The 14,035-nt window shown below is 36.5% G+C and carries 10 protein-coding genes; all 10 read right to left on the minus strand.

What is annotated here, in order from left to right; genetic code table 11:
• Positions 1-98 precede the first annotated feature (98 nt).
• On the minus strand, positions 99-2,396 hold the full coding sequence (locus B176_RS0117135; RefSeq protein WP_017260065.1) for a heparinase II/III domain-containing protein: 2,298 nt from the start codon (positions 2,394-2,396) through the stop codon (positions 99-101).
• 60 nt (positions 2,397-2,456) lie between these two features.
• A complete protein-coding gene (locus B176_RS0117140) occupies positions 2,457-3,668 on the minus strand; it encodes a Gfo/Idh/MocA family protein (RefSeq protein ID WP_017260066.1) in 1,212 nt (403 codons plus the stop codon).
• Positions 3,669-3,679: 11 nt separating this feature from the next.
• Complete coding sequence (locus B176_RS0117145) at positions 3,680-4,657, minus strand: Gfo/Idh/MocA family protein (protein ID WP_017260067.1); 978 nt, start codon at positions 4,655-4,657, stop codon at positions 3,680-3,682.
• 87 nt (positions 4,658-4,744) lie between these two features.
• Positions 4,745-6,265, minus strand: a complete 1,521-nt coding sequence (locus B176_RS0117150) for a beta-N-acetylhexosaminidase (protein WP_017260068.1) — start codon at positions 6,263-6,265, stop codon at positions 4,745-4,747.
• A 67-nt stretch (positions 6,266-6,332) separates the two neighbouring features.
• Positions 6,333-7,091 carry a glucosamine-6-phosphate deaminase gene (locus tag B176_RS0117155; RefSeq protein ID WP_017260069.1) on the minus strand — a complete coding sequence of 253 codons (759 nt, stop codon included), beginning with the start codon at positions 7,089-7,091 and terminating at the stop codon, positions 6,333-6,335.
• Positions 7,092-7,567: 476 nt separating this feature from the next.
• A complete protein-coding gene (locus tag B176_RS0117160; protein WP_154648030.1) occupies positions 7,568-8,176 on the minus strand; it encodes a carbohydrate-binding family 9-like protein in 609 nt (202 codons plus the stop codon).
• Between the two features lie 208 nt (positions 8,177-8,384).
• The gene (locus B176_RS0117165) at positions 8,385-9,410 is read right to left on the minus strand and encodes a Gfo/Idh/MocA family protein (RefSeq protein ID WP_017260071.1); all 1,026 of its coding nucleotides are present in this window, start codon (positions 9,408-9,410) and stop codon (positions 8,385-8,387) included.
• Between the two features lie 119 nt (positions 9,411-9,529).
• The gene (locus B176_RS20470) at positions 9,530-10,984 is read right to left on the minus strand and encodes a sialate O-acetylesterase (RefSeq protein ID WP_083852744.1); all 1,455 of its coding nucleotides are present in this window, start codon (positions 10,982-10,984) and stop codon (positions 9,530-9,532) included.
• 312 nt (positions 10,985-11,296) lie between these two features.
• Positions 11,297-12,394: a sialate O-acetylesterase gene (locus B176_RS19905; protein ID WP_154648031.1), complete on the minus strand. Its 1,098-nt coding sequence runs from the start codon at positions 12,392-12,394 to the stop codon at positions 11,297-11,299.
• Between the two features lie 155 nt (positions 12,395-12,549).
• Positions 12,550-13,926, minus strand: coding sequence for a putative oxidoreductase C-terminal domain-containing protein (locus B176_RS0117180; RefSeq protein WP_026063419.1), 1,377 nt, complete (start codon positions 13,924-13,926; stop codon positions 12,550-12,552).
• Positions 13,927-14,035 lie beyond the last annotated feature (109 nt).

Here is a 14,035-nt window from a genome sequence, read left to right on the forward strand (position 1 = left end):
ATTCGTAAATAATCTCTAATACAAATTTTTTCAACATTAATATTAATTAAAATGTAATATCTAACACTTGCACAAGAGAATTACAATACTAATTTGTCTTAATTCAGGGTTTCTACAGTGTTGGTTAGTTCTCGTTTATATATTTGTTTATCCTTATCTCGCTTCTCTATGGTTAAACCAACATTACTAGCTCGGTTATAAGTTAATACCCAGATGGTACCGTTAGCTTCGGACAAAGTTAAAATATCGTTGTTACTCGCAGTTTGAACAAAAGTGGTTTTTACAAGCTCTTTAGAGCTTGTATAATTAGTTTGAAGTACATGTAAAAAATTTGTCCGCTCTCGCTGGTCTGTATCGCTAACTTCTACCCTCCACTTTCCAGTGAGTTTCATAGAAGCATCCCAAGTGTCTCCACCAGGTAATTCCCAATTTCGCCCAGAGGCTTCAAACTCCCTACCAACACCCCCAACTACATTAAAAACAGGATTTACCGGTAAAATAGTTTTCACCATTAACTCTCCGCCATTTACACTACCCCACTCCTTAGAAGAAGAAGATAAAAAGGGTTCATTCTGAAAGTGTAAAACAAACTCTTTCTTTTGATCTGGATTCACAGAAACCACCCGATCATAAATCACAAATAAATTTGGCTTTAAGTAAAGAAACTGTCTAACTACCTCTTTTGATTTTTGTGCTGAATAACTTTTTGTTGCGTCTCCTACGGCATAGATAAAGTCATCTTGACTAATTAAGGCTAAGGCTTTTGCTTTGTCTTTTACATTTTGCCCGCCGTGGTTATAATACGTATGGCCATCATCCTGAAAACCAGTTGGCTTCCAGAAATAAGGCATTGGTTCCTCTGGCTGATGTATAAGTATGGTATTATGTGCTACGCTTTGCGCCGCAAAATTATGGTGGTGAGCAGTAGTTATACGACTTCCTGCATCTATTGCCAAAAAATTATTTTTATAAATGATAAAACTAAGCTCATCATAATGTTGGTGATTGCCTATGGTTGCCCCAAACCTAAAGCTCGCATAGGTGTCATTACTTCGCTCGCCTGAACGCATTAACAATAAGCCATAATTAGGAGAATAAAAATAGGGAAGTGCCGTTTTTTTTTGACTGCCATTAACCTTACTTTCATCAAACTCTGTTAATATGTAAGGCAGAAATGGAAACTTACTTCCACCAATACTTTCTCTGGCACCCGCTGCTGAGAGCTCATTCATCAGCGAGTAAATATAGGGCACCTTAGAAGGTGCGCTCTGTGCGTATATATGACTGATTTGCGCACAGTGCGCATAAACTTCTGGAATGCTGAAAAGGTTATCTGCATGCGCAAGATCCCCTATTCCATGATACAGCATTTTACCATTCACTAGCTTGATCTTTGCCCAATCAAACCAGGTTGGGTAAGCCAACATTTGGGTCCATTTTGTAGATAAATCTTCATTGAATGCCGATTTCCAGGTATTCATAAAATTGAAGGTAGAATGCGGGTAATCTCCAAACGAATAAGTTACAGTAGCTGCAGAAAGAAGTCCTGTGCCAGCAGAAGTAGCCTCTCTGTAATTTAACATCGCCACAAATAACTCTGCACCTTCTTTTAAAAATTTTTCTGCCAATACATTATCCACCCCTTCTCCGTACGCTGCTAATCCTGCATACCAAGTCAGCGATTCTTCGCCGTAATTACCGTCTATAGGTCCGCCAAATGTTCTCTTAAATTTAAACTCTCCATTACGCTGTGCTTTCTTTGTGTAATCCAGCATAGGTCCAAGTAAATCTTGCTTTTCTTTTTGGGTCAAAGCACTGCTTATCCAATCATACGCTACAAATGCATTGATCCGCGAATAACCGGTGTGCTCCATCTTCAACTCATTCTTTGCTGTCCATAACAATACATCGTTGAACAATCTGAGATAAGCTTTTGCCTTAGAAAGATATTTTACATCTCCTTTTACAACGTATGCCAATGCGGCCTTTACAGCCTCAGCGCCTCCATTATAAACGAAATAAGAAATACCCGCTGAGCTTTTGTCTTTTGGCACCCATTCTCCCGACGGGAGTTGGTTAACCATGGTTGTCTTAAAAAGAACTGGCGCATCGTTAGGTAATAAATCAACCTCTCTAACCAAACTATTAAAGCTAGTTTGCTGGTTGTTTAATACGTAAGTTTTAAAATGCGGCAACATACCGCTGTTTATAAATAAACGTGGATGCGTAGAGCTTATGTTGCTTATCCATCCTTCCCCAGACATTTTCTCTGGATATACTGTTCTTGGACCGTTTAAATCATAACGCCAAGTTTTCGCATTACCCGTCCACTTTCCTTGTGCAAAAGAAAAGCTAGAAATCAGAAAAAAGATAAAAAATGGATAGTGTTTTCTCATTTTATATACGACAACCGTTAGATTTTTACTTTATAAAAAACCAACCTTTAAGCAAATAAACTAGATTGAATACTCTGGCTTCCAATATTGCATTTCGCTTGTACTCATAGCATTTAAGCCCATACAAATAGCTATTGCAGAATCCCTTCCTGTGTCCACGTTTGACACTGGCTTTTTATTATTAACTACACAGTCTAAGAAGTTATTTAATGCATTTATAGTTGGCTCCACATCTTTTTCTCCAGGTTTAAGATAATCGATCAAGACTTTTTTCCCTTGCGTAGCATTGGTTATGGTAGCACCAGTTACACCGTCAACAGTCCCTAAAGCATTCTTTTTAGATTCTCCGTAGATGTAGGCATTATTCCTGCCGATTTCTATCGTAGCATCGTTCCCTAAGATTTTGATCTGATAACCGTTAAATGCATTTCCTAAAAGAGAAGTATAAGTTGCTTTAACACCGTTTTGATATTCGTAAATAGTCCTTACGTTATCCTGAGTAGTGCGACCATCTTTCCGATCTATCCCACCTATACCGATTGCTTTAGTCGGTTGACTGCCAGTTAAGTAGCCTACCATATCAATTTGATGCGCACAAAGCTCAGACAAAGGCCCTCCACAAAGATCATTATATAACCTCCAATTGATTATCCGTTCTAACTTTGGATCACTAACAGGATAGCGCCAGTCTGAATTCCTATTGTACTGACACTCAATACTATAATTATCTCCAATCCAACCTTCGTCTATCGCTTGTTTAACTTTATGGTATAGCGGGTAATTTCTATATTGGAAACCAACTTGGTATACCAAACCACTAGCTCTAACCCGTTTTACCAAATCTAAAGATTGAGCAATAGTAAATGCCATAGACTTTTCGGAATACACGTGTTTTTTGGCAGAAAGTGCTGCTACTGCCATTGGATAATGCTCGTACAGTGGGGTAGAAATAATTACCGCATCTATACTCTTATTAGCCAAAAACTTCTCATAGTCTGTATAGGCTTTTGCCTTACTGCCCGCTTTTGATATGGCGGCACTTAGGTTTTCTGGAATAATATCACAACAAGCGACTATATTCAATCCGGGAATTTGCCCAATCGTATTAATTAAGCCAAGCCCTCTTTTCCCTGTTCCTACTATCCCAATATTAACCCCATTGCTAGCCGATACTGTTTGACCAAACAAGGGCAAATCCATTGTGATTAAACCGCCTAAAGCTATAGCGCTACCAGCGACAAATTTTCTTCTACTTATTGAATTATCTGACATTGCGTATTATTTTAAATTTCAATTTTCGCTTTAATTATTACTTCTTCAATAGTCACTGGCTTTCCATTTAGCCTCTTACTTTCATCTGCGGCTTGCATAAATGCATAAATCTCAATGGTTTCATCAGCACTAATAGGAGGCTGTTTGGTTTTTAAAAATTTTGTAATTTCTATTAGTAAATGCTTGTTGGCCTCTTTTGATGATATAAGAGAAACAATATCCTTTTCACAAAATGCGTTACCTCCATGCCCTTTCTTACCCGATCTTATTCCTCTAAAAACACCAATTCTACCATCAGACCAAACACCTGTTACAAGGTCTGTATCTTGTGTATGTGTTCTGTAAACCGATTTGCATCCGGTTCCTAATACAGTATATAACATCTCTATACCGTGAATCCCATACCAAAAAAAATCAGGGTGAGTGGGTTCTAATATTGCGGGGCTGTAAGTTTCTGCGCCTAATACTTTGCCACTTTTCTCTGTAGAAATATGTTTTGCATTCTCAAAATATCGCATAGACGAAGATGAAAAAACAGGTACTTTGTGCTTTTTTGCTTCTTTATAAATTTTGATTACATCTTTTAAAGAGGCCGCAGCTGGCTTACCCATAAACAACGGCTTTTTAGCTCTAATCACTTCAAGTGCTTGACTTAAACGGATAGTGCCATCATTTGAAACAATAATTACAGCATCAACTTTACGCAATAGTTGTTTAATAGATTTTACAATTTGGACTCCGTATTGCTGAATCTCCTTGGTATAACCATCAATTCTCGACACACTTAGGGGTATTTTCTCACTTCCCTTTGGATAAGCAGCTACTACACGAAGTCCAGAAAAAAGTGGATCGTCTGAGTTCAACATTTTAGCAAAACTAACGCCGTAAGAAATATCCAAGCCGATTATTCCAACCCGTATATTCTCCTTGCTATTTGGTAAAATAGCTTTATTCGGCAGTCGTAATTTCATCAAACCACCCAATGTCATCGCACTGCTATTAGAAAATATTTTCTACTTAGTGAATTATCCGTCATTATTTGTATTGCTTAGTCTAATTTTTTGATAAACAAACCATTATCGATTTCCAGATAACCGATCATATAATAATTGCATTTTCACAATCCTCAAATCATTATCTACCTGTAACTCCGATTTATAAAATTCTTTATCATTAAGCTTTAGATACCTTTTATTCAACTTCTTTGTCTCTGCTATAAGGGCTTTAAGCTCGGGCAATAAAGATGAGGCTTGACTTGCAGTGAAACCGGCATCATTTGCCCGCTGGTCTATATCTTGAAAAGACACATACAACGTTCTCGTTCTAGCCATTAACTTATAATGCTCAAACTCCTCCTTATTCTTTGACGGCTTAATATCATTAAAAACACTTTCCTGTAGCTTAACACTATCTAATAATTGTTTTATTGACATACCTTTTACACCAGCAACCTTACTTTGAGCTATTTGATAAGGAGTAGCTATAAGTGCATCAAAAAAACGCCTTGACTGTTCTTTGTCAAAACCGTAAGTTTCTTTGGTGTAATCTTCAACAAATTGGTTAATATTTAAAGGCTGAGTTTCATTCATCCCTTTCAAATATGCCGCTAACAATATGTTAAAACCAGATAGTGGATAAACTCTTCTTAGCGCATACAAATCAATAATATCCGAGCCACTCTCGTACATGTAAGAATAAACCCCTGATGTAGACCAAGATGTCATCAACATCCCAGTATATCCTAAGTTTCTGGCCTGCGGTATAAAGTCTTTTATATTATTAAAATGCTTTTCCCAAGTAGTAAGGTTGTAATTATCTGGATTTGAGCGCAATGACGGAGCTCCCCAAACTTCAAAGCCACTTTCCATTAGGTTTTTATGGTTACCAAACTTATTTAAATCCCATCCGTAGTTCCAATCAACAAAAACGACTCCTTTAGGTAACGATTTTAAGGCCTCGGGATATTTTAAAGCTATATCTGCCCAAAGTACTGGTGTTTTACCCATCTCCAAAACAATATCACAAATAAGCTTTACATAATCTCCATAAAGCTTACCCACACCATATTTAGCCATTTTAGCTTTACTTTTAGGACTAAAGCCTAATAGTCTAGTTTCATCACAACCTATATGGATATATTTGGAGGGATGAAGTTCAGCCATTTCAGTAAAAAGGTCTTTGAAAAGTTCCCGAGCTAGCTTTTCTTCCATCGGGTTAACCTGAGAATAGTCTTTGTTAGACTCACGCAGTTTAGCGTATTTCGGAAATCTTAGAATATACTCAACATGCCCAAAACTTTGTTGCAAGGGAATAACATCAATACCTAAAGTTGAACAGTATTTAACAAAGTCTGCAATTTCTTTTTTTGTATAGGCGTAGCGGTTAGGGATTAATGGGTGCTTTTCAAAAGGGAACGTAGCTTCGTACTCCATAATCAGCGTATTTACCCCCGATTTACTTAATTTCAATGCGAATGCTTTTAAAGCTTCAGGCTTCATCACTTGGATTCTCAAATCGAGATGGAAACCTTTGATTTTAAAATCATTGTTAACAGATTTTACGGGTGGCTGTGCAAACGCCAAATTTACCGACAGCATTATAAGAAATACTGACAGGCTCCATATTTTGGATTTTAATATTATCATTTTAAACATGCTTTTTAAATTAAATAAGTGACGAACTATCTTTGTCTATATATAGAATCGCATTTTCATGGTTTCTTAATATAGTTGAAGGATAATTAGCACTCACATTCTCATTTAACGTATAAGAAATAGCCTGAGCCTTTTTCTCTGAAGGGACCATGCAGAAAATGTATTTTGCGCTAACTAAAGCAGGAACAGTTAAAGTTAACGCGTGAGTTGGCACTTCAGAAATTTCTTGAAAACACCCGTCATTAACCTGCTGTTGTCTACACGCTGTATCCAATTCAACAATTTTAACGAGTTTACTGTCATTAAAATCCGCTACATGCGGATCATTAAAAGCGATATGTGTATTTTCCCCTATCCCCATCAACGCGATATCCGTAGGGTATTGTTCCAATAGTTTAGCATATCTTTCGGCTTCCCTTTCTGCATCCTCGGAGTTTCCATTTAAACAGTTCACACTTTTAAAATCGACCTTATTAAATATCCTCTCCCTAAGAAAATTTGCAAATCCCTGTGTTGCATCAGCATGCAAACCAATGTACTCATCCATATGGAATGCATTGATACGCGACCAATTGATATCTTTATCTAGCAGCGCACTTAAAAATTCATTTTGCGATGGCGCAGCTGCAAAAACAACATTAATTGTATCTTTTTCTTTAAGTAGCTTAGCAATTACCGTTGCTACTTCGGTAGCAGCCGTCTGTCCCATTTCTAATCTTGTGTTGAAAACTTTAACCGTTAGGTTATCTTTTCTGAACTCTTTCAGCATAATATTATATTTAAATCGATTATTATTGTTTGTTGAGATAAAGCACATTGTATTTACTATAGTGATTGCTAAATTGCTATTCCCTATAGAAAAACCACCTTATACTATTCCCCAATTCCAGGTTATTTTTTGTGGTATGCTGATAAACATTAATCATTGTTTATCAGCATAATGAACGTTTTATAATTTTACGGTTACGTTAACGAAGATATGAGTTTTTTTATGATTGCAAAATGTTTTTCCAAAAAATATGGCAATATCTATCTGAACGAACCAATTTATCACCATTATCCGATAACTTGAACCCGGTTGTTAATAATGAGTATGATAATAATTTGAGTGTTTTAAGAAAGTATGGGTAGAAAAAGACTTGAGTGCAACTTACTAAAATGAGGGAGAAGCATTTAGTTAGCTTTATTCGCAGTGTTTAAATTCTTTTGTCTTTTTGACAATTCTTATTTATTGCTACCGTTAATTTAAGCTAGTTGTACTTCGCCAAAATATTCTGGTTGATGAAAATCAGGCTCATGGGTTTCAATTTTATTCCAAGTTAAGTAATGTGGATCAGGCAAGTCATCACCACATTTATAAAAATTTGCTCTCAATAGCATCCCATCAAAGCTACTTATCTTGTTATAACAAAAAAACTCTAGGGGTATAACCAATAGCAACTCCCAATTTAGATTATTGTTAATTATACTACCACAGTATCTTAATCGTAAATCAATTTTTATACTTTTAATTAAAGTTTCGTCAAGCAACCATCGGTCGTAGCGAGATTTCCCAAAACCGATTTTTCCTACGCCCAAACAATTAAACTCAATATTATAATATTCTTCACAATCTGGAAATTGCACAAAAAACTCCACACAATTATCTCTATTAACTGCTCCATTAATCTCGGCGTTCTTTACACTTAAGTGTTTCTCTGTAACGCGAAATTTTATTGTTAGTTGATCCGATTGATGCGCAATAGAAAAGTTAGCTTTTGCCGTACTTTGATACTTTGGCCACGACACATTTTTTAACTCCACTTTTTCCAAACGATCCATCTCTTCAGAAAGAATGTTCAAATTAGCACACATTATAGTGTGTTCTAACTTGGAACCAATTATACTTTCCGTTTCTCTATTTATCAATTTATTTGGCTCCAACTTAAGAAATCTTGATCCCACAGCTTTTATTAATGTTAAGTAAGCAAAAAACTTACCCGTTATTATTTAATTAAAAATCGATGAATTTTACCCTTAAATGTAAAATTCAATTCGGTCATTTACTACCAGTTAAGAGTAATTACTTGAGTTTGTTGTAAATATTTTTTATTTCTACAGATGCCCCTTTCATCCTTCTGCTTTCATCCGCAGCTTCCATAAAAGCACATATCTCTAATGTTTCTTCTGGCGGTACAGGTAAAATACCAGTATCAAAAAACTTAACAATCTCTTTAAGTAAAGGGTTGTAACCGCTGTATTTGTCAAAAGAAACAATATTCTTTTCACCGAAAACAGTAGCTCCATAACCTTTTTTACCAGCTCTTATGCCTCTAAAGCTTCCAATTCTACCGTCTTCCCAAACTCCAGTCACTACATCATAATCCTCAGTATGTACTCTGGTTACTTCTTTACAACCCGTACCCATTAGAGCATACAACATTTCTATTCCGTGTATCCCATACCAGAAGAAATCTGGATGCGTTTTTTCAAAAATAGCGGGGCTGTACGTTTGTGCGCCTAAAACCTTTCCTATTGTTCCACTTTTCACCGTTACAATGCCGTCCATATAGCGTAATGACGATGATGAAAAAAGTGGCGTGTTATATTTTTTTGACGCACCAAAAATTTCAATTGCATCTTTTAAAGAAGCCGTTATTGGTTTATCTATGAAAAGCCTTTTCCCTGCTTTAAGCACAGGAATCGCTTGCTCTAAGTGCCTTCGTCCGTCATTGGTTTCTAAAAGAACCACATCGACCTTTTTTAATAATTCATCAATTGAAGAAACAATTTCTACCCCTAATTCTTTAACTTCTTTAACATACCCTGGAATTCTATCTACGCTTGTTTTAATGTCCAAACTGCCGTGAGGATACGCCGCCACCACTTTATAACCCAAATAAACTGGATCGGCATTGCCTTCGTTCAAAGTTTTTGTAAATGCTACTGCATGTGATGTATCTAATCCAATTATCCCTACTCTTTTACCTGTTTCTACGGTTGAAAAAGGTTTTGCGAAAATCGGATTGAACAATCCGGAGACACCTATTCCGGCGCCACCGATAGCTATAGTTCGGATGAAATTTCTACGGTTATTGTTATTACTCATATATTTCGTTTCAATTAACACTCATAATTTTTGTTTTCTCAACATCACTTGGAATAACTCTGTGATCAACTAGTTTCTACCTAATGCTTTCTTTTTAGATTATCTCTTTTTAGCAACCACTACTTGATTCTAGTTATTCTAATATTTCGAAAAGAAGCCTGATCCTTGTGGTCTTGGATTAGAATATAACCCTCTTTTGCCTCGCCGTAAGGAGTTTGATAATCGCTAAACTTAGTCTTCGAAACCAGCTTTCTGAACTCATTAGATCCTCTTTGGTAACTCAACACTCTTTTTCCGTTAATCCAATGCTCAACCTTATCTCCTTTTGCCACAATTTTAATTTGATTCCACTCGCCTGGCTTACTTAATTTCTTACCTTTTGGTGCATATAAAAGGTACAAAGACGCAGTGCTGGTTTCAGGACTCTTGTTATTCTTTACCGATTCATGTTTGAAGTCGTCAATCAACTGGAATTCAGGACCATTTAATTGCCATTTACCCTTACTATCTTCCAAAGCGGAAACAAAATATTTTATACCTGTATTAGCAGAATCTGAAAGTTTATAGTCCAGAGCCAGCTCAAAATTCGAAAATTTCTCTCTCGTAATAATATCCCCTCCTTTACCCCCAGGCAATAACGTCAATACTTCTTCTTCTAGCTTCCAACCTTGGGTAGGAAAACTGTTTCCCTTTATACTTCTCCAATTTTTGTTGGGATTATGAGCATCAAACAGCAGTTCTGATTCTTTTTTGTTATTTTTTTTCAACCTGGATTGTTCCTTACGCTTCAAACCAATTGGGGTTTCTCCTTGTATCTGGAGCATTGCCACAGCAAAACGTCTCCCTAACTCTGTAGCAGATGGGCTATCAAAGTGCGTTTTGTCTCCTTTATCTACCAAGCCTTCTGCGGAAACAATATTCGTATAAGAAACCTTCGAAACTAGCTGTGGCAATACATCGTTAATATTGTGGGAAGTACTTCTGAATGTCCCCAACTCTCCTACAATAAATGGCAATTGAGGATTATCAATCTCTTTTCGTATCCTAGCGATTAACGCTGTAAGGTTATCTATATACTGAGACGACTTGGACCCACTATCTCCTTCACCTTGGTGCCAAATAACACCTTTAATAGTTCCGTAGTGCATGGCGTATCTAATTCTCTTAACCGCGTCATCATATGGGTGCGTTTGTGTACCCATATCGTAAGCGCCAGGAACCCATTTGCTAATGGCGGTACCGCCCACTGCACAAGGAACAAGTGCAATCTTCTTATTTGGATAGGCTTCTGCCATGGCTATACCAAAGGAGAGTCCTGGGCCTACACCAACAACTTTAGGCTTATCAAAATGTAATGGGTGCATGGCCTTAACCCACTTATTGTCCTTATTTAACATCACTACCCTATTGTGTTGCTGTTCTTTGTAAGTAGCGGTTATATCACCTCGCCCTGCCATGTTAGACTGCCCCATCAGGATATAAATATCTAAGTCCTTTTGATCATCTTGCTGGCCGAAAGTATGCTTGCTTAAAGAAATCAAGCAGATACAGAGTATATAGAAAAATTTCTTCATATTTATTTTACACTAACATAAAAAAGCTTTACGGTTACGTTAACGAAACTAGTATTTTATTTTGGTAAAAAAAATAGAATTAACGTTAAATATGATATTATCTCCAATACTCCCTACCACTTTAACCTAATCAAGAACTGTTTATAAACCAAGGTTCTGCAAGTATTGCTACAAAAAATTAGGTAGGTAAACTTACAACTGTGATAATCTCTATTAAGTATTTTGAACTACTAATTATGGGAAAGACCGAAATCCCTAATGCTTGCTTTGTATTCCTGAAATACTTCCCTCCATTAAATGCCGGTTTAAAAACTATCGCTTAATAATCCTAAGTTCAACAATATCTGCTGGTAGTTTCAAATCAGGAACATCTCCCTTTGCTTCATCAACTTTACCTAATGAAGAAACAAACTGTACTTTATAACTTTTTGTTGATCTTATGGATGCAATTTCTTTAACTTCAATTCCTTTACGCTCTAAATCCACATTAGAGTAATTTCCTTGGCGTAGTAAAACCGACCGACCTTCGTAATTGCTAGCACTAAATAAACTAAGCCCCTCGGCTTTTATATGGTAAATAAGTTCTAAAGCTTTGTCAGCATAGCGTTCTCCGAAAACCCGTTGACTATAAGTGTCGAAATGTGGATCGTTTTTTGGTAAATTTATTGATGTTAATCCTTTGGAGCTTACCCAGTCTGTATAAGGTATATTCTGTTTAATCGTTCTAATTACCGGATTAACCCCCATGCCCCTGTTTTTCCACTGACCTACTTCGCCAGCAATAAAAGGGATAGTATTGTCGCCTAAATCTTTGCGTAAATCTGCTATCAGACTAGTAAGTTCTTTCATATAAACTGCACTAGCTTGTGTAGAGTTATCCCCTTCTCCCTGATGCCAAAAAATACCTTTTATTTTTGACCCAGGCTTGGTGGCTAAAGCTGCTTTTGCTCGGGCAATGGCATTTTCATACAAATCAAAATCGTTCTCGCCACTGTAACCTTTTTGCCACCAAGAAATTCTTGTTCCTCCTCTTGCATTAGAAACAACGCCAATACTTTTCCCCGTCACTTGTGCTATTTTTCTTGAGCAAGTGTATACTGGACTAAGCTGTGCTTTTTTTCCAATATTTGAAGTTGAGTATCGATTTAAGCCACCGTATATCCCAAGGTTATTTTTCGCTTTTTCCCATTCGTTCCTACCGTTGAAAAGTAACACACCCGACAAAGTGACCGTATCCAATACTCCTATTGGTGCAACTCCACCCATATTAGACTGACCAATAAATAAAAATATATCCATGTCGGATTTAGGAGAATAAACTGCTTGGTTTTTATTGTGTATACTGTTACTACAAGCTGTAAACAGTAATAAACTAAGTAAGAATGGAAGTATCCCTTTTTTGCTATTCATTTGAATGGTTTTAACTATATTTTATTTCGATATTATTTTTAAATTCAATAAGTGCTATTCACGCTAAGCAACTTACACCTTTCCCTAAAACGGAAATAAGTGTTCAAAAAAAATGAAGGTTCCCGAGATTTCTTTACACCACCTATTTACGTTTTCTACTTTAATGCTACTTCTAAAGCCTTGGTAGTGGTATAATATTTCGCCAACATATTTGGCACTTCCCACGATGGCATATTTCCGCTTTTCAAATATTTAAGAAACTTGTTTGTTACATCTGCAAACTGACTTTCATGCCCCTGATTGTAACTTTCGGGGATGACTATTTGCCATCCATTGGATTGCTTTTTTAGTTGAACGCCAGGATAGGTTTCTGCTAACTTTGCGAAATTTTCTTTTAGATTTTTTTCATAGTCAGTATCTTTAGAAACAGCCTCTATAAATAAAGCTGGTTTATAACTTTCGGCTTTACCTTGTTTTACAATCAGGTTTGCTTTGGTTCCTCGTGTTAAAGAATAATGCGTATCGCCACCACCCTTGGGCGCTTCAAAATTCCATGTTACAGAAACCTTTGCATGAACATCTTTGAGGGTGTAATTCATCTCCCCATTAGCATAAACCTCTAATAAACCAGCCTTAACGTCTTTTAATAAATAATCAGGAAAAGCATCAGCATTTGTTGAACTTTTATACTGCGCTAAAGTAATGGGGGTAGTCCATCTTTTTGCGTTAAGTACCTTTATATCATTTTTATAATTCAATGCTACATCAGGAAAACAAGTCCATTGGATTATATCGACCATGTGCGTTGTTACATCTACCAAACCATCTCCTTCTTGTGCTATATCATAATACCAAAGCGGTCTAATAAGTGGCGAGCCAGAAACCTGTTTATAAAAATGATGCACACTTTCTTTTACGATTGCTGGCTTTGCAGTAGTTCCTTTTTCTAAGTCGCCAAAAACATCATCCATACTCATCAATTCTTTTTGGATGACATTAATGATATTGTACCGCTCAGTCATGATATCATACAGCATTACATTGTTTTCTTTGGCAAGAGCGAAAGATTTTTCCAATTGCTTAAATCCTATTACATTAATAGCCATAGGCTTATCTGCTAATACATTTAAGCCTGCACTAACAGATTTTTGAATATAATCACTCTTATTCTGATTGTTTCCTGCCAACACTACCACATTGCCTTTTTTATCTTCCAGCATTTTAGAAAAATAATCTTCACCTAGATATACAGTTTCCTTCCAACTTGTTGGGTTTTCTGGCCGCGTATTATATTTATCCACTAGTGATAAGTGAGCCCTTACTTCTTTACCATCTGGCGCATATACGTATACAGAGTCATTAACGCCTTCAAACATTGATTTTTGAATTAACCCAGCGTGAAAATGTCCAGGATCTAAAGTTATGAGCCTAATATCTTGTGTTTCTGTTTTGTTTTCCGAGCAACCAGATAAAGCCACCATAACTACCAGTAGTATATAACTCGTTACATTTTTAAGCGAGAAGCTTTTCATTTTTAACTTTCTATTTTTTGACACAAAATTGCTTTTATTACTTTTTCTTATTCTGTTTTCATCCCAAGAATCAAAAAGCAGCCCATACATTGACTTATGCAAGTCATCG

This window comes from Pedobacter arcticus A12 (assembly GCF_000302595.1).
Lineage (GTDB): Bacteria > Bacteroidota > Bacteroidia > Sphingobacteriales > Sphingobacteriaceae > Pseudopedobacter > Pseudopedobacter arcticus.